At 46.1% G+C, this 16,976-nt stretch carries 24 protein-coding genes and 1 pseudogene; 7 read left to right on the plus strand and 18 right to left on the minus strand.

Going from position 1 to position 16,976, the window contains the following annotated elements; translation table 11 throughout:
• From rplF to rpmE, 18 genes are all read right to left on the minus strand, one after another.
• Positions 1–534 carry a 50S ribosomal protein L6 gene (gene rplF, locus ACLIIY_RS13730; protein WP_005435087.1) on the minus strand — a complete coding sequence of 178 codons (534 nt, stop codon included), beginning with the start codon at positions 532–534 and terminating at the stop codon, positions 1–3.
• Positions 535–546: 12 nt separating this feature from the next.
• Complete coding sequence (gene rpsH, locus ACLIIY_RS13735) at positions 547–939, minus strand: 30S ribosomal protein S8 (protein WP_009707834.1); 393 nt, start codon at positions 937–939, stop codon at positions 547–549.
• A gap of 29 nt (positions 940–968) precedes the next feature.
• Entirely contained in the window at positions 969–1,274 is a 306-nt protein-coding gene (gene rpsN / locus ACLIIY_RS13740; protein WP_004410442.1) for a 30S ribosomal protein S14, read from the minus strand.
• 17 nt (positions 1,275–1,291) lie between these two features.
• On the minus strand, positions 1,292–1,831 hold the full coding sequence (rplE, locus tag ACLIIY_RS13745; RefSeq protein WP_004745887.1) for a 50S ribosomal protein L5: 540 nt from the start codon (positions 1,829–1,831) through the stop codon (positions 1,292–1,294).
• Between the two features lie 23 nt (positions 1,832–1,854).
• On the minus strand, positions 1,855–2,172 hold the full coding sequence (rplX, locus tag ACLIIY_RS13750) for a 50S ribosomal protein L24 (RefSeq protein ID WP_005435084.1): 318 nt from the start codon (positions 2,170–2,172) through the stop codon (positions 1,855–1,857).
• Positions 2,173–2,185: 13 nt separating this feature from the next.
• Entirely contained in the window at positions 2,186–2,557 is a 372-nt protein-coding gene (gene rplN / locus ACLIIY_RS13755) for a 50S ribosomal protein L14 (protein ID WP_004410450.1), read from the minus strand.
• A 164-nt stretch (positions 2,558–2,721) separates the two neighbouring features.
• Entirely contained in the window at positions 2,722–2,976 is a 255-nt protein-coding gene (rpsQ, locus tag ACLIIY_RS13760) for a 30S ribosomal protein S17 (protein ID WP_005435082.1), read from the minus strand.
• The gene (rpmC, locus tag ACLIIY_RS13765; protein ID WP_004410456.1) at positions 2,976–3,167 is read right to left on the minus strand and encodes a 50S ribosomal protein L29; all 192 of its coding nucleotides are present in this window, start codon (positions 3,165–3,167) and stop codon (positions 2,976–2,978) included. The genes rpsQ and rpmC overlap by 1 nt, the downstream gene beginning before the upstream one ends.
• Complete coding sequence (rplP, locus tag ACLIIY_RS13770; protein WP_005379577.1) at positions 3,167–3,577, minus strand: 50S ribosomal protein L16; 411 nt, start codon at positions 3,575–3,577, stop codon at positions 3,167–3,169. Before rplP ends, rpmC begins: the two co-directional genes overlap by 1 nt.
• An 11-nt stretch (positions 3,578–3,588) precedes the next feature.
• Positions 3,589–4,287: a 30S ribosomal protein S3 gene (rpsC, locus tag ACLIIY_RS13775; RefSeq protein WP_005435080.1), complete on the minus strand. Its 699-nt coding sequence runs from the start codon at positions 4,285–4,287 to the stop codon at positions 3,589–3,591.
• An 18-nt stretch (positions 4,288–4,305) separates the two neighbouring features.
• Positions 4,306–4,638 (minus strand): 50S ribosomal protein L22, encoded by a 333-nt coding sequence (gene rplV / locus ACLIIY_RS13780; RefSeq protein WP_005383164.1) that lies wholly within the window; start codon positions 4,636–4,638, stop codon positions 4,306–4,308.
• Positions 4,639–4,648: 10 nt separating this feature from the next.
• Entirely contained in the window at positions 4,649–4,927 is a 279-nt protein-coding gene (gene rpsS, locus ACLIIY_RS13785) for a 30S ribosomal protein S19 (RefSeq protein ID WP_005435078.1), read from the minus strand.
• A 21-nt stretch (positions 4,928–4,948) separates the two neighbouring features.
• On the minus strand, positions 4,949–5,773 hold the full coding sequence (gene rplB, locus ACLIIY_RS13790) for a 50S ribosomal protein L2 (RefSeq protein ID WP_005435076.1): 825 nt from the start codon (positions 5,771–5,773) through the stop codon (positions 4,949–4,951).
• Positions 5,774–5,788: 15 nt separating this feature from the next.
• Positions 5,789–6,091, minus strand: coding sequence for a 50S ribosomal protein L23 (gene rplW / locus ACLIIY_RS13795; RefSeq protein ID WP_004398471.1), 303 nt, complete (start codon positions 6,089–6,091; stop codon positions 5,789–5,791).
• Entirely contained in the window at positions 6,088–6,690 is a 603-nt protein-coding gene (gene rplD, locus ACLIIY_RS13800; protein WP_005435074.1) for a 50S ribosomal protein L4, read from the minus strand. Before rplD ends, rplW begins: the two co-directional genes overlap by 4 nt.
• A 17-nt stretch (positions 6,691–6,707) precedes the next feature.
• On the minus strand, positions 6,708–7,337 hold the full coding sequence (gene rplC, locus ACLIIY_RS13805) for a 50S ribosomal protein L3 (RefSeq protein WP_005435072.1): 630 nt from the start codon (positions 7,335–7,337) through the stop codon (positions 6,708–6,710).
• A gap of 14 nt (positions 7,338–7,351) precedes the next feature.
• Positions 7,352–7,663, minus strand: a complete 312-nt coding sequence (rpsJ, locus tag ACLIIY_RS13810) for a 30S ribosomal protein S10 (RefSeq protein WP_004410492.1) — start codon at positions 7,661–7,663, stop codon at positions 7,352–7,354.
• 446 nt (positions 7,664–8,109) lie between these two features.
• Positions 8,110–8,331 carry a 50S ribosomal protein L31 gene (gene rpmE / locus ACLIIY_RS13815; RefSeq protein WP_005435070.1) on the minus strand — a complete coding sequence of 74 codons (222 nt, stop codon included), beginning with the start codon at positions 8,329–8,331 and terminating at the stop codon, positions 8,110–8,112.
• A gap of 295 nt (positions 8,332–8,626) precedes the next feature.
• On the opposite strand from rpmE, the gene priA reads away from it, so the two are divergent.
• The 7 genes and pseudogenes from priA (at position 8,627) to rraA (ending at position 16,940) form a co-directional block, all read left to right on the plus strand.
• A complete protein-coding gene (priA, locus tag ACLIIY_RS13820) occupies positions 8,627–10,828 on the plus strand; it encodes a primosomal protein N' (RefSeq protein WP_434527746.1) in 2,202 nt (733 codons plus the stop codon).
• 203 nt (positions 10,829–11,031) lie between these two features.
• A pseudogene (gene cytR, locus ACLIIY_RS13825) lies at positions 11,032–12,042 on the plus strand (DNA-binding transcriptional regulator CytR); the annotation flags it as partial.
• 151 nt (positions 12,043–12,193) lie between these two features.
• On the plus strand, positions 12,194–12,745 hold the full coding sequence (locus ACLIIY_RS13830; protein WP_054823062.1) for an SPOR domain-containing protein: 552 nt from the start codon (positions 12,194–12,196) through the stop codon (positions 12,743–12,745).
• A gap of 289 nt (positions 12,746–13,034) precedes the next feature.
• A complete protein-coding gene (hslV, locus tag ACLIIY_RS13835; protein WP_434527747.1) occupies positions 13,035–13,586 on the plus strand; it encodes an ATP-dependent protease subunit HslV in 552 nt (183 codons plus the stop codon).
• Between the two features lie 29 nt (positions 13,587–13,615).
• Positions 13,616–14,947, plus strand: coding sequence for an HslU--HslV peptidase ATPase subunit (hslU, locus tag ACLIIY_RS13840; protein WP_020196516.1), 1,332 nt, complete (start codon positions 13,616–13,618; stop codon positions 14,945–14,947).
• A 469-nt stretch (positions 14,948–15,416) separates the two neighbouring features.
• Positions 15,417–16,334 carry a 1,4-dihydroxy-2-naphthoate polyprenyltransferase gene (locus ACLIIY_RS13845; protein WP_005435047.1) on the plus strand — a complete coding sequence of 306 codons (918 nt, stop codon included), beginning with the start codon at positions 15,417–15,419 and terminating at the stop codon, positions 16,332–16,334.
• A 75-nt stretch (positions 16,335–16,409) separates the two neighbouring features.
• Positions 16,410–16,940, plus strand: coding sequence for a ribonuclease E activity regulator RraA (rraA, locus tag ACLIIY_RS13850; protein ID WP_078607907.1), 531 nt, complete (start codon positions 16,410–16,412; stop codon positions 16,938–16,940).
• Positions 16,941–16,976: the final 36 nt, after the last annotated feature.

A 16,976-nucleotide genomic window follows, 5' to 3' on the forward strand; every position in this document is an offset into this window, starting at 1 on the left:
TTACTTCTTCTTAGCTTCTTTAGTACGCACATTTTCATCTGCGTAACGAACACCTTTACCTTTGTAAGGCTCAGGTTGACGGTAAGAACGAATGTCAGCCGCAACTTGACCAACTAGTTGCTTATCACAACCAGTGATGATGATTTCAGTTTGGCTTGGACATTCAGCTTTAATACCCGCTGGCAACTCGTGCTCAACTGGGTGAGAGAAGCCTAGTGTTAGACCTACAGCGTTGCCTTTGATAGCAGCACGGTAACCAACACCTTTAAGAGTTAGCTTCTTAGTAAAGCCTTCAGTAACACCAACAACCATGTTGTTAACTAGAGCGCGAGCTGTACCAGCTTGTGCCCATGCGTTAGCAGCACCTTCTTTAGGACCGAAGGTTAGGTTGTTTTCTTCCTGAGCGATAACCACAGCGCTGTTAAGAACGCGTGATAGTTCGCCCTTAGCACCTTTTACAGTGATTTCTTGGCCGTTTAGTTTCACCTCTACGCCAGCTGGAATAGCGACAGGTGCTTTAGCAACACGAGACATATTCTACTCCTATTAAGCTACGTAGCAGATGATTTCACCACCAAGACCTGCTTTACGTGCAGCGCGGTCTGACATAAGACCCTTGGAAGTAGAAACGATAGCAATACCAAGACCACCCATTACAGAAGGAAGATCATCTTTCTTCTTGTAAACGCGTAGACCTGGACGAGAAACACGTTTAAGTTGCTCGATTACTGGTTTAGCTTGGAAGTACTTAAGTGTAACTTCTAGCTCAGGTTTTGCTTCGCCTTCAACAGCGAAGTCAACGATGTAACCTTCAGCTTTTAGTAGTGCAGCAATTGCAACTTTAAGCTTTGAAGAAGGCATTTTAACAGCAACTTTGTTTGCTGCCTGACCGTTACGAACACGGGTCAGCATATCCGAAATCGGATCTTGCATGCTCATATGATTTACTCCAAATGATTAAGTGGCAATTACCAGCTAGCCTTACGAAGACCCGGAATCTCGCCTTTCATGCAAGCTTCACGAACCTTAATACGGCTTAGACCGAACTTACGTAGGTAACCGTGTGGACGACCAGTTTGGTTACAACGGTTGCGCTGACGTGATGCACTTGAATCACGTGGAAGAGATTGCAGTGTAAGAACCGCATTCCAACGATCTTCTTCAGATGCGTTTACATCGCTGATGATAGCTTTTAGCGCTGCACGCTTTTCAGCGAACTTAGCTACTAGCTTCGCACGCTTTGCTTCACGTGCTTTCATTGAATTTTTAGCCATAACAGTAACCCTTCACCTTACTTACGGAATGGGAAGTTAAAGGCAGCCAGCAGAGCACGGCCTTCCTCATCAGTACCAGCAGACGTCGTAATAGTGATGTCTAGACCGCGTACTCGATCAACTTTATCAAAGTCGATTTCCGGGAAGATGATTTGCTCGCGAACGCCCATGCTGTAGTTACCGCGACCGTCAAAAGACTTAGCGCTAACACCACGGAAGTCACGTACTCGTGGAAGAGCGATGTTAATCAAACGCTCAAGAAAATCCCACATACGTTCGCCACGCAAGGTTACTTTACAACCGATAGGGTAGCCTTCACGGATTTTGAAACCTGCAACAGATTTACGAGCTTTAGTGATAAGTGGCTTTTGACCAGAGATCGTTGCCATATCAGCAGCTGCGTTTTCTAGCAGTTTCTTATCGTTGATTGCTTCACCAACACCCATGTTTAGGGTGATTTTCTCGATTCTAGGGACTTGCATGACGCTTGTGTAGCTAAACTGTTTGGTCAGTTCAGCGACTACAGACGACTTGTAGTAATCATGCAGTTTCGCCATAGTAGAACTCCAAATTACTTCTATTAGTTAGAAACGATTTCGTTGTTAGACTTAAAGAAACGAACTTTCTTACCATCTTCAAAACGGAAACCGATACGGTCAGCTTTACCAGTAGCTGCGTTAAAGATCGCCACGTTAGAAACATCGATAGCTGCTTCTTGCTCTACGATACCGCCTTGGATACCTAGTGCAGGAACAGGTTTCTGGTGTTTCTTAACAAGGTTGATACCTTCAACGATAACTTTACCAGTTGCTAGGACCTTAGTTACTTTACCTTTCTTGCCTTTGTCTTTACCAGCAAGAACGATTACTTCGTCATTACGACGGATTTTAGCTGCCATTTCTACGTGCTCCTTACAGAACTTCTGGAGCCAGTGAAACGATCTTCATGAACTTATCGCCACGAAGTTCGCGTGTCACAGGACCAAAGATACGTGTACCGATTGGTTGCTCAGTGTTGTCGTTCAACAATACACAAGCATTTCGGTCGAAGCGAATGACAGAACCGTCAGGACGACGTACGCCTTTACGGGTGCGCACTACCACCGCCTTCAGAACGTCACCTTTTTTAACTTTACCGCGAGGAATTGCTTCCTTAACAGTAACTTTGATAACGTCACCGATATGTGCATAACGGCGGTGAGAGCCACCCAGAACCTTAATACACATTACGCTGCGTGCGCCTGAGTTATCAGCTGCGTCCAGCATACTTTGCATTTGGATCATGTTAGTGCTCCGCTAAATAATAAAAAAACTAGACCCTCTCGGGTCGGGCTGCCTCTTTAAAAGGGACGCGAATTGTACCACCCTTTTTTCAGATTGGGTAGTCAAAAAATAAACGGCTCCAAAAATTATTTTTGGAGCCGTTTTTAATCATAGAATAAAGAAGATTAGATCTTCGCTTTTTCTAGGACTTTTACCAGTGTCCAAGACTTAGTCTTAGACAGTGGACGACACTCAGCGATTTCAACTGTGTCGCCTAGGCCACACTCGTTGTTCTCGTCATGTGCGTGTACTTTAGTCGTGCGCTTTACGAATTTACCGTAAATTGGGTGTTTAACCATGCGCTCGATAGCAACTACGATAGACTTGTCCATCTTGTCGCTAACAACACGACCTTGTTGAGTACGTTTTACTTCGCTCATTATGCGCCTGCCTTCTCAGTCAAAACAGTTTTCACACGTGCGATATCACGGCGTACAGCTTTCAGAGTATGAGTTTGCTGTAGCTGACCAGTTGCAGCTTGCATGCGCAAGTTGAACTGTTCGCGTAGCAAATTCAATAGCTCAGCGTTAAGCTCTTCAACGCTTTTCTCGCGTAGATCTTGTGCTTTCATCACATCACCTGCTTAGTTACAAATGTAGTTTTGAATGGCAGTTTACGAGCCGCTAGGCGGAACGCTTCACGAGCCAATTCTTCAGGTACACCACCCATTTCGTACATAACCTTACCAGGTTGGATTTGGGCTACCCAGTACTCAACGTTACCTTTACCCTTACCTTGACGAACTTCAAGTGGTTTTTCTGTGATTGGTTTGTCTGGGAACACACGGATCCAGATTTTACCTTGACGCTTAACGTGACGTGTCATTGCACGACGTGCCGCTTCAATTTGACGAGCAGTTAGACGACCACGGCCAACAGCTTTAAGACCGAATTCGCCGAAGCTTACATCAGTACCTTTAGCTAGACCACGGTTACGACCTGTCTGAACCTTACGGAACTTAGTACGTTTAGGTTGTAGCATCTGTCGACTCCTTACTTACGGCCTTTACGCTGCTTCTTAGGCTTGTCGCCTTTAGGCTCTACAGCGTTAGCTGCTGGCATACCACCTAGGATCTCACCTTTGAAGATCCAAGTTTTAATGCCGATCACACCGTATTGAGTGTGAGCCGAAGAAGTTGCGTAATCAATGTCTGCACGTAGAGTGTGTAGAGGTACACGACCTTCACGGTACCACTCAGAACGTGCGATTTCAGCGCCGCCTAGACGACCGCTTACTTCCACTTTGATGCCTTTAGCACCTAGACGCATTGCGTTTTGTACCGCGCGCTTCATAGCACGACGGAACATAACACGACGCTCTAGTTGAGACGCGATGCTGTCACCAACAAGCTGTGCATCAAGCTCAGGCTTGCGTACTTCAGCGATGTTAATTTGAGCTGGTACACCTGCAATTTTAGCTACAGCTGCACGTAGTTTCTCAACGTCTTCACCTTTCTTACCGATTACAACGCCTGGACGAGCAGTGTGAATAGTCACACGGATGCTCTTAGCAGGACGCTCGATAACGATACGTGAAAGAGATGCTTTTTGTAGTTCCTTAGTTAGGAACTGACGTACCTTGAAGTCGCCGTCTAGGTTGTCAGCGAAATCTTTGGTGTTAGCAAACCATGTAGCATTCCAAGGCTTAACGATGCCAAGACGAATACCATTAGGATGTACTTTTTGACCCATTGCTTACTCTCCTAGTCTCTAGCGATCTGCTACAACAACAGTGATGTGGCTTGAACGCTTCAAGATACGATCCGCACGACCTTTAGCACGAGGCATAATACGCTTCATGGTTGGGCCTTCATCTACAAAGATTTTTGCGACATTCAGATCGTCAATATCTGCACCTTCGTTGTGCTCCGCGTTAGCGATAGCAGACTCTAGAACTTTCTTAACTAGAGCAGCAGCTTTTTTGTTGCTGAACGTTAGAATTTCTAGAGCTTGGTCAACAGATTTACCACGAATTAGATCCGCAACTAAGCGAGCTTTCTGAGGCGAAATGCGAGCAAAGTTATGTTTAGCAATAGCTTCCATTATTTACTCCTTAACGCTTCTTAGCTTTCTTATCCGCAGCGTGACCGCGGTAAGTACGTGTTGGTGCGAATTCACCTAGTTTGTGACCGATCATTTCTTCGGTAACGAAAACTGGTACGTGCTGACGACCATTATGGACAGCGATGGTCAAACCGATCATCGTAGGGATGATCATTGAACGACGGGACCAAGTCTTAATAGGCTTTTTGTCTCCGCTTTCCACCGCTTTCTCTACCTTCTTCAGCAAGTGTAGGTCAATAAAAGGACCTTTCTTGAGAGAACGTGGCATGGCGATTCCTCTTTATATAGATTACTTGTTACGACGACGTACGATGTACTTGTCAGTGCGTTTGTTCTTACGAGTCTTGAAGCCTTTAGTAGGCATACCCCAAGGAGATACTGGGTGACGGCCACCAGAAGTACGACCTTCACCACCACCGTGTGGGTGGTCAACCGGGTTCATTACTACACCACGTACGGTTGGACGTACGCCGCGCCAGCGTGAAGCACCAGCTTTACCAAGTTCACGTAGCATGTGCTCAGAGTTACCAACTTCACCGATTGTTGCACGGCCTTCAGAAAGAACTTTGCGCATTTCGCCAGAACGTAGACGGATAGTTACGTACGCACCGTCGCGAGCAACGATTTGAGCGTAAGCACCAGCCGAACGAGCTAGCTGACCACCTTTACCAGGTTTTAGTTCAACGTTGTGTACAGTTGAACCTACTGGGATGTTACGCATTGGTAGAGTGTTACCCGCTTTAATCGGTGCATCAACACCAGATTGGATAACATCACCCGCGTTAACACCTTTAGGTGCTAGGATGTAGCGACGCTCACCGTCTTTGTAAAGAACTAGAGCAATGTTTGCGCTACGGTTTGGATCGTATTCTAGACGCTCAACTTTCGCTGGAATGCCATCTTTAGTACGTTTGAAGTCAACTACACGGTAGTGGTGCTTGTGACCACCGCCGATGTGACGTACTGTGATACGACCGTTGTTATTACGACCACCGTTCTTAGAGTTTTTCTCTAGAAGAGGTGCGTATGGCTTGCCCTTGTGTAGGTCAGCGTTAACAACTTTAACAACGTGACGACGACCAGGGGAAGTCGGCTTACATTTAACAATAGCCATTCTTAACTACTCCTGTTATTCCGCGCCGCCAACGAAGTCAAGATCTTGACCTTCTTTCAAAGTAACGTACGCTTTCTTAACGTCGCTGCGGCGACCTTGGCGTAGACCTTGACGTTTGGTCTTACCCTTAGTGATAAGAGTATTTACAGACTTAACTTCAACTTCAAAAAGCTTTTCTACAGCTGCTTTGATCTCTTTTTTAGTTGCATCTTTAGCTACTTTGAAAACGATAGTGTTCGCTTTCTCAGCTGCCATAGTTGCTTTTTCAGAGATGTGCGGAGCACGTAGAACTTTTAGGATACGCTCTTCAGTGATCATGCTAGCATCTCCTCAACTTGCTTAACTGCTTCTGCAGTCATTACAACTTTGTCGAACGCGATTAGTGAAACTGGATCGATACCAGCAACGTCACGTGCGTCAACTTTGTATAGGTTACGAGCAGCTAGGAATAGATTCTCATCTACTTCGCTAGTCACGATTAGAGCGTCAGTTAGCTCAAGCTCTTTAAGCTTAGCAACTAGCTCTTTAGTCTTTGGCGCTTCAACTGAGAAGTTATCAACAACGATTAGACGCTCTTGACGAACTAGCTCAGAAAGAATGCTCTTCATAGCACCGCGGTACATTTTTTTGTTTACTTTTTGGCTGTGATCTTGTGGTTTCGCAGCAAAAGTAACACCACCTGTACGCCAGATTGGGCTACGGATTGTACCAGCACGCGCACGGCCAGTACCTTTTTGACGCCATGGCTTAGCGCCACCGCCAGAAACTTCTGAACGTGTTTTTTGAGCACGAGTACCTTGACGAGCACCTGCTGCAAATGCAACAACTACTTGGTGTACAAGAGCTTCGTTAAACTCACGTCCGAAAGTAGTTTCGGAAACAGTTAGTGCATCAGCACCTTTAACCATTAGTTCCATTACTTACTCCTGAGACGTTATGCTTTAACAGCTGGTTTAACGATCACGTTGCCACCTGTTGAGCCTGGTACTGCACCTTTGATAAGAAGCAGATTGCGCTCAGCGTCAACACGTACGATCTCTAGGTTTTGAGTCGTTACACGCTCAGCACCCATGTGACCTGCCATTTTCTTGCCTTTAAATACGCGACCTGGAGTTTGACATTGGCCAATTGAACCCGGTGCACGGTGAGACAATGAGTTACCGTGAGTCATATCTTGAGTACGGAAGTTCCAACGCTTAACAGCGCCTTGGAAACCTTTACCTTTAGATGTACCAGTAACGTCTACTTTCTTAGTTTCGTTGAATAGTTCAACTGTTAGCTCAGCGCCAACTGCAAACTCTTCACCGTTTTCCAAACGGAATTCCCAAAGACCACGACCAGCTTCAACGCCAGCTTTAGCAAAGTGACCTGCTTCAGCTTTGTTTACGCGGTTAGCTTTCTTAGAACCAGCAGTTACCTGGATTGCAGCGTAGCCATCTGTCTCAAGAGTTTTAACTTGAGATACACGGTTTGCTTCAACTTCAACAACTGTTACTGGGATAGAAACGCCGTCTTCAGTAAATACGCGGGTCATGCCCACTTTACGACCGATTAGACCAATCATTCTTCTAATCTCCCTTAACCTAGGCTAATTTGAACGTCAACGCCCGCAGCAAGGTCTAGACGCATTAGAGCATCAACAGTTTTGTCTGTTGGCTCAACGATGTCGATTAGACGCTTGTGAGTACGAATTTCGTACTGGTCACGTGCTTTCTTGTTAACGTGTGGAGAGATAAGAACTGTGAAACGCTCTTTACGAGTAGGTAGTGGGATTGGACCACGAACCTGTGCGCCAGTGCGCTTAGCTGTTTCAACGATTTCCGCTGTAGAAGCATCGATTAGTTTGTAATCGAAAGCTTTTAGGCGGATACGGATACGTTGGTTCTGCATGAGACAGAGCTCCAATATTAAAAATTACACAAACAATATCGCCACTCAGACTCGTCAAGACGAGAGAATGCCGATTGATTTATGTGAAACCGTAGCGTCCAAGATTAGGACACATTGTCAGTTAATTTTCGATTAACTATCCCTATATGCCAGAGTCACCTCTGGGGATAGTTTTTCCGAAGAAAAGATAGCTAATTGTATTAACCGCGAACATAAGCTGAGTCTACATTACCTCGCAAATCCGAAGATTTACTCGCTCCTCACTGCTCATTGGTTCACAACTGGCTTAACCAGTGCGCTGCATTATACAGATCACACTTTAGGATGCAATACCTGGATGAAAAATAATCGAACAAAAATTAACCATTCAAATTCTTCATTGAGCCATAAACAAAAAGGACGCCGAAGCGTCCTTTTTTAAACTGTAATCGTAATAGCGTCTGCTATTATTTCTTACCGCTTGATAGTGCACCGAAACGCTTGTTGAAGCGATCAACACGGCCGCCTGTATCAACGATACGTTGCTTACCAGTGTAGAATGGGTGACACTTGTCACATACGTCTAGGTGGATAGAATCTTTACCTAGAGTAGAGTTGAACTCGAAAGAGTTGCCGCAAGAACAAGTAGCAGTTACTGCTTTGTATTCTGGGTGGATACCAGCTTTCATGGGATAACCTCAATTGTAGGCCGTGTCGCTATACGAATCTAAGCCGCACACCACACGTAATTAATAATAAAATGCGATACCGCATCGACCATTTGCCGAAGCCATATCTCAAGGCGCAGTATACTAATGAATCGCTAAGCTGGGATCAACACATTTGGCAACTTTTTCGCCACTTTTTTCACCAGTACTTTAGTACTGAGAGTAATCACTTCCCCAAAAATGCGCAGCGCTCGAATTTTTCACTGCGTTTTAATAGACTATACCTCTCTTCCCTCTTTTATATAGTAAAGATTCTATGCGTCCATCCATCGCCCGAGTGGCACTACCGGTCCCTCTAGACAAGCAGTTTGACTATGTCATTCCTGGGCACCTGTTTCCGGTGATTGGAGGGCGTGTTTCTGTTCCTTTCGGCCGACAAACCTTGGTTGGCGTTGTCACAGCGATGGTTAATCATTCAGACTTTCCTAAAGAACAACTAAAACCAATTAAAGCCGTCTTGGATGCCCAACCTGTTTGGCCAGAGAAACTTTATTCTTTATTAATGTGGTGTAGCCAATTTTATCAGTACCCTCTTGGGGACACTTTGCACAATGCTATGCCAGCCGCTCTGCGAAAGGGTAAGCCCGCGGATTTCGCCACATTACAAGAGTGGCAAATCACCGCATCGGGCAAAGACAAGTTAATGCAGGGACTTGGGCGGGCGGTCAAACAACAACGCGCTTTGCAGATGTTGGTCAACGGTGCCGTCCCACACCAAGAGTTTATTGATCAGGAGATAGGCTCTGCGGTACTTAAGTCTTTGGAAGAGAAAGGCTGGGTTGAACGCATAGAGAAAAAGCCGACGATCACTAAATGGGGCCAACAAGTTGAGTTTGATGTTGAAAAACCAAAGCTCAACCACGAACAAGCTCTGGCGATTGCTAGTGTAAACAGCCAAACCGGCTTTGCCTGCTATTTATTAGAGGGCGTTACAGGTTCCGGTAAAACCGAAGTTTACCTTAACCTCATTAAGCCAGTACTTGAACAAGGTAAGCAAGCTTTGGTGCTCGTCCCTGAGATAGGCCTGACGCCCCAAACCATTAACCGCTTCAAGCGTCGCTTCAATGTGCCTGTGGATGTCATTCACTCTGGGTTAAATGATACCGAGCGACTCAACGCTTGGCTTTCTGCGCGAGACAAAGCCGCCGGCATCATTATTGGTACGCGCTCTGCCCTACTGACGCCTTTTGCTGATCTTGGCATTATCATTGTTGATGAAGAACATGACTCGTCTTATAAACAACAAGATAGCCTGCGTTACCATGCTCGTGATGTCGCGGTCATGCGTGCGCACAAAGAGCAAGTGCCTATTGTTCTTGGCTCAGCGACCCCTGCTTTAGAAACGCTGCATAATGCGCTATCGGGCAAATACCACCACTTAACATTGACTCAGCGTGCTGGCTCTGCGGTACCTACCACCAACAAAGTACTCGATGTTAAAGGGCTTTATTTAGACAGTGGCTTGTCCGCACCTTTAATTGCTGAAATGCGTAAACACCTTAAAGCTGGCAACCAAGTAATGTTGTTCCTAAACCGTCGCGGCTTTTCCCCGGCCTTAATGTGCCATGAATGTGGTTGGATTGCGGAATGTAAACGTTGCGATGCTTATTATACGTTCCATCAATACAGCAATGAGATTCGCTGCCATCACTGTGGCTCACAACAACCGGTAATTCATCAATGTCAGGGCTGCGGTTCTACTCAGCTAGTGACGGTTGGCGTAGGTACTGAACAGCTTGAACTGCAATTGGCAGATCTGTTCCCTGAATACAAAGCAATTCGTATTGATAGAGACAGCACTCGCCGTAAAGGCAGCTTGGAAGATGCGCTCGAGTCCATTCGTAAAGGTGAATACCAAATTCTGATAGGGACCCAGATGCTGGCGAAAGGCCACCACTTCCCTAATGTCACCCTTGTTGCACTATTGGATGTCGATGGCTCTCTATATAGTAGCGACTTCCGCGCCTCCGAAAGGCTCGCTCAGCTATTTATTCAAGTTGCGGGCCGTGCAGGCCGCGCAAGCAAACCCGGTGAAGTGATTCTTCAAACTCACCATCCTGAACACAGCTTACTGCAAGCCCTGCTTCAGAAAGACTATCGTCACTTTGCTATGACAGCGTTGGAAGAGCGCAAACTGGCTCAGCTTCCACCCTATAGTTTCTTAACGCTGTTTAAGGCAGAAGCCAACCAAAGCGAAGTAGTTGAAGACTTTTTACGTCAGGTTCGTTTTACTCTGGAATCACATCCGCTATTCGATGACTCTTGCATGGTGTTAGGCCCAACACCATCACCTTTGGCTAAACGTGCCGGTAAGTATCGTTGGCAGCTTTTACTGCAAACTCAACATCGCTCATTGATGCAAAAGTTATTAACCAGTGCCAAACCTGCTATTGAGTTGTTGCCAAATGCCAAGAAAGTCCGCTGGAATTTAGACATAGAACCACAGGATCTCAGCTAGCAAACGTTTAACTATGTAATGAATTACCTTTTAATGTGATGGAGTTCTCATTAGGATTGCAATTTTTGTTAAACAGACCGTAACTTTCCCTTTAGAAATGAATAGACTATTCAAATTAGTAAAGTCTAAAGTGGATCAGCCACATAGACTTCAATTAGGAAAATGATGAACGTCATCTTGGCAATTATTTTAAGAGGGTAAAAACTATGGCGACAATGAAGGATGTTGCCCAGCTTGCAGGGGTATCTACTGCTACGGTATCGCGAGCATTGATGAATCCAGAAAAAGTCTCTTCATCGACAAGAAAGAGAGTGGAAGATGCCGTACTAGAAGCTGGTTATTCACCGAATTCATTAGCTCGTAACTTACGCAGAAATGAATCAAAGACCATTGTCACTATCGTCCCAGACATTTGCGACCCGTACTTCTCTGAGATTATTCGCGGCATTGAAGACGCAGCAATGGAACACGGTTATCTTGTTTTACTTGGTGATAGCGGTCAGCAGAAAAAGCGTGAAAGCTCATTTGTAAACTTAGTCTTCACCAAACAAGCTGATGGCATGCTGCTTCTCGGAACCGATCTGCCTTTTGATGTCAGCAAGCCGGAACAGAAAAACCTACCACCTATGGTGATGGCGTGTGAGTTCGCACCAGAGCTTGAACTGCCAACGGTGCACATCGATAACCTTACTTCTGCGTTCGAGGCTGTAAATTACCTGACTCAACTTGGCCATAAGCGTATTGCTCAAATTTCTGGTCCAGACACTGCGGTACTTTGTCAGTTCCGCCAACAGGGTTACCAGCAAGCACTTCGTCGCGCAGGCATTAATAAAGAAGAGCAATACAGCGTAATCGCTGACTTCTCTTTTGAAGGTGGCGTGCAAGCAGTCCGTAAACTTCTTGAGTTACCGGAACCGCCAACCGCACTCTTCTGCCACTGTGACACCATGGCAATTGGTGCGATTCAAGAAGCGAAACGTCTAGGCTTACGTATTCCTCAAGATTTATCGATCGTGGGCTTTGATGACATTCAGTTCGCACAATACTGTGATCCACCGTTAACGACTATCTCCCAACCTCGTTATGAAATCGGCCGTCAAGCAATGTTAATGATGCTTGAACTATTGAAAGGCCATGACGTTCATTCCGGCTCTCGTTTACTAGAGACTAAGTTGGTTGTTCGTGGCAGCGCAGCGCCACCGCCATTGCGTTAATCCGCAAATAAACATCAAAGCGATGCTTCCGGCATCGCTTTTTTATGCCTACTTTCCTGTACGTAGCTAACAAGAATGTTCGAATAGGGTGTTTTCTCATTGCGTTCTGGATTAACATATTTGCCAGAATCCTTGATGACCTGAAGTAACCGTGGCAAATAGAGATTATGTAAGACGCGGACGCGGCGCTCCGAAAAAGTCTACAAAAAAACAACCTTCAAGAAAAAAACCTTGGCGTAGTGGTCTACTGGCAATCTTGCTCGTGGGCGGCTTTGGCTATGGACTGTATTTGTTAAGCTCAGATCCAGAACCTGAGCAAACTGTTGTGGTTGAAAAGCCCGTAACGAACACCACCAGCAAACCAAAAACGAAGAAAGACATCCCACCTCCACCAGAAGAAAAGTGGGAGTACGTGGAGTCTTTACCGCAGCGTGAAGTGGAAGTCGTTGCGAAAGAAATTCAAGTATCCAAAGTACCTTACGTGATGCAGTGTGGCGCTTACAAAAAGCAAAGCCAAGCCGAAGAGCGTAAGCTAGCAATTGCCTTCCAAGGCATGACGAGCCGAGTCATTAAGAAAGAAGGCAGCTCTTGGTATCGCGTTGTTCTTGGTCCATACAAGTTCAAACGAGATGCAGAAAAAGATCGTCACAAACTGCAACGCGCGAAGATCGAGCCATGTGCTATTTGGAAAGAGAATCTATAATTCTCACAGTTCGATGAAATACGGAGACCAACCGAGCGATCGATTGGTCTTTTCTTTTAGCTAAAGGGCAGAAAAGCGAGATCCCCTACTCGTTTAGCTTCACTGTAGGGAGTGACACAGATAACACGTCACCAGCACACCTTATCTCCCCCAACGCCATCGCTCTCATTCTTGTTCAGAAAGACAAAACACTCTGTCTATCATCGAAAAACAACTTCCCCTTGAATCCACAATTCATTTGCCCCATATACTTAATTAAATCCAAAGAGAAATAATTAAGAGGTCGACTGTGACTACCATTGTATCTGTACGTCGAAACAATAAAGTCGTCATCGCGGGTGATGGCCAAGTGTCGCTAGGCAATACCGTAATGAAAGGCAACGCGCGCAAAGTTCGCCGCCTATACAACAACCAAGTCCTTGCAGGCTTCGCTGGCGGTACAGCAGATGCCTTCACCTTATTCGAGCGCTTCGAAAGCAAGCTGCAAATGCACCAAGGCCATTTAACAAAGGCAGCGGTGGAGCTAGCAAAAGATTGGCGTAGCGACCGCGCACTTCGCAAACTCGAAGCCTTACTAGCAGTAGCAGACGAAACCGCTTCTTTGATCATCACGGGTAACGGTGATGTGGTGCAGCCAGAAAACGACCTGATCGCGATTGGCTCTGGCGGCGCGTACGCACAAGCTGCAGCAACAGCCCTATTGGAAAACACAGACCTAGACGCGCGTGAAATTTCGGAAAAAGCACTGAACATTGCTGGCGACATCTGTGTATTCACCAACCATCACCACACTGTAGAAGAACTAGAATCTACAGTAGAGCTTCCTAAGCCAACGGCTTAAAAGCAACCGTAACGAAGTAAGGAAAGAATATGTCTGAAATGACTCCTCGCGAAATCGTTCATGAACTGAACCGCCACATTATTGGTCAAGACAAAGCAAAACGTTCGGTTGCGATTGCATTACGTAACCGCTGGCGCCGCATGCAGCTTGAAGAAAGCTTGCGTGTTGAAGTAACACCAAAGAACATTCTAATGATTGGTCCTACTGGTGTTGGTAAAACTGAAATCGCTCGTCGTCTTGCTAAACTGGCAAATGCACCATTCATTAAAGTAGAAGCAACTAAATTCACGGAAGTGGGTTATGTAGGTAAAGAAGTGGAAACCATCATCCGCGACCTTACCGATGTTGCAGTGAAGATGACTCACCAACAAGCGATGGAAAAAGTAAAATTCCGCGCCGAAGAACAAGCTGAAGAGCGTATTCTTGATGCCCTACTGCCACCAGCTCGCGATGCTTGGGGCCAATCTGAGCAAAAAGAAGACACATCGAACACTCGTCAAATCTTCCGCAAGAAACTACGTGAAGGTCAGCTAGATGACAAAGAAATCGACATCGACGTAGCTGCACCGCAAATGGGTGTAGAGATCATGGCGCCTCCTGGTATGGAAGAAATGACCAACCAGCTACAAGGCATGTTCCAAAACCTAGCCGGTGACACCAAGAAGAAACGTAAGCTGAAAATCAAAGACGCAATGAAAGCGTTGGCAGAAGAAGAAGCGGCGAAACTGGTTAACCAAGAAGAGCTGAAAGAGTCTGCAATCTTCAACGTAGAGAACAACGGCATCGTATTCATCGACGAAATCGACAAGATTTGTAAGCGCGGTGAAAGCTCTGGTCCTGATGTTTCTCGTGAAGGTGTTCAGCGTGACCTACTGCCGCTAATCGAAGGTAGCACGGTATCAACGAAGCACGGCATGGTAAAAACAGACCACATCTTGTTTGTGGCATCTGGCGCATTCCAAGTAGCGAAACCTTCTGATCTGATCCCAGAACTACAAGGTCGTCTACCAATCCGCGTAGAACTTGAAGCGCTAAGCAGCAACGATTTCAAACGCATCCTAACCGAGCCAAAAGCATCTCTGACAGAACAGTACATTGCACTGATGAAAACAGAGAGCGTAGATGTTGAGTTCACGGAAGACGGCATCACGCAAATCGCGGAAGCGGCATGGACAGTAAACGAAACCACTGAGAACATCGGTGCGCGTCGTCTACACACTGTGATGGAGCGTCTGATGGATGAGATTTCTTACGACGCGACTGAAAAAGCCGGTGAGAAGTTCGTCATCAACGCAGCTTACGTGAAAGACCGCCTAGGCGATACGATTGAAGATGAAGATCTAAGCCGCTTTATTCTTTAATAACGTATAGATACCAAAAGCCCAGAACTATGCTTCTGGGCTTTTTCGTTCAGAATAACGGTGACTTTAAGAGGTTCTAAACCAAAAGAGTTCGTCATCCTAACGAGCTCAAGCGAGACTATGGATCGAGTAGCAACGCACTCCAACTCTTCGTCTTTCACTTCAACCTAAAGTACAAACGGACAGTAGATTCTGAATCACCTCGTTCCTCGCTGTTCAGAATGACAGTTACTTTAGCAAGCTCTAAACCAAAAGAGTTCGTCATCCTAGCGAGCTCAAGCGAGACTAAGGATCTACTAACAACGTGCGCCATACCCTTCCCCAAAAAGCGCATTTTTATTGCCTCAAATATGGAAACTGTGTTCCTTCTCCGTAACCCTTTGACTCTTAATTGACTTGCTTCAGGTCAATAGCGTATTGAGCGCTTTGTGCTTATACTGGGCACATTGGTTACTAGCACGAAATATCCATGAAACAATCATTGCAGATCTGGCTTGAAGCCGCTCGCCCAAAAACATTACCCCTTGCACTGGTGTCTATTTTGACCGGTAGCGTACTCGCCTACTCTGCGGGACACTTCTCGCTGACGATTGCTATTATGGCGTTTGTCACGGCAACCCTACTGCAAATTTTGTCGAACCTTGCGAACGACTACGGCGATGCAGTGCAAGGCACAGACAACGACAACCGCTTAGGTCCTCAGCGCGCAATGCAGTCTGGCGCGGTCACAGCACAGCAAATGAAAGTCGCGATCATCTTCAACATCATTCTGACGGCAATTGCTGGCTTAACCCTGGTGTTTTACGCACTGAGTTCTTTTGAAAGCATCATTACCTTTATCGGCCTAGGCATTCTGGCCATTATCGCGGCAATTGCTTACACCATGGGTAGCAAACCATACGGCTACGTCGGCTTAGGCGACCTGTCCGTTTTCATCTTCTTTGGTTTACTTGGCGTGTCTGGTACCTACTTCCTGCATACCGGTCATGTGGATGCGACATTGTTCTTACCTGCATTGGGCTGTGGTTTATTAGCCGTGGCAGTGCTGAACATCAACAACATGCGTGACATCGAGAACGACAGCGAATGCGGTAAGCGCACCATGGCCGTTCGACTTGGCCAACGTAAAGCAAAGCAATACCACTTCATTTTACTCGGTGGTGCCCTATTGGCTTTCGCGGCTTACCTGCTTATTCAAGACAAGCCAGTGTGGATCAGCCTGCCCTTCTTGATCAGCATTTACGTTGTGGCTCATCACGGTAAAGCGGTTTGGGATACCGAGAAGCCAGCACAAATCGCACCTATGATGCCTGTTGTTGTGAAATGCTCACTGGTGACTAACGTTTTATTTGCAACAATTGTGGTAGCTCAAACTCTGATGAGTTAAAAAAGGATTGTCATTGCATTGACTTAATGCCTAGATATACTCAAAGACAACAGTTTCTGTTTAGAAAGGTACGCTATGGAATACAATACCTCAGCACTCTGTGATATCTATCTTGATCAGGTAGATGTAGTTGAACCAATGTTCAGTAACTTTGGCGGCCGAGCGTCGTTTGCCGGGCAAGTGACGACAGTTAAGTGCTTTGAAGACAACGCACTGATCCGCGAAACGTTAGAACAAGATGGTATCGGACGAGTATTGTTGATTGATGGTGGCGGTTCCCTACGCAGAGCCTTAATCGATGCAGAAATCGCAACGCTTGCAGAAGAAAACGAATGGGAAGGGATTGTGGTTTACGGGTGCGTCCGTGAAGTGGACGAACTAGAAGACATGAACCTTGGAATTCAAGCACTCGCGTCTATCCCTGTAGGGGCAGCAAACCAAGGTATCGGTGAAATCGACGTCCCGGTTAACTTCGGCGGTGTTAGCTTCCTACCCGAAGATTACATCTATGCAGACAGCACTGGCATCATTCTCTCTCCTGAGCCATTGAATGTCGACTTAGAGCTCGATGAAGAAGACGACGACGGTGAGGAAGGTTTAAACTAACCTTACTCCATGAGTAGCGACTAACTCCAGCGCTAA

The sequence above is a fragment of the Vibrio sp. K4 genome, assembly GCF_051122595.1.
In the GTDB taxonomy this organism is placed as follows: Bacteria; Pseudomonadota; Gammaproteobacteria; order Enterobacterales; family Vibrionaceae; genus Vibrio; species Vibrio owensii.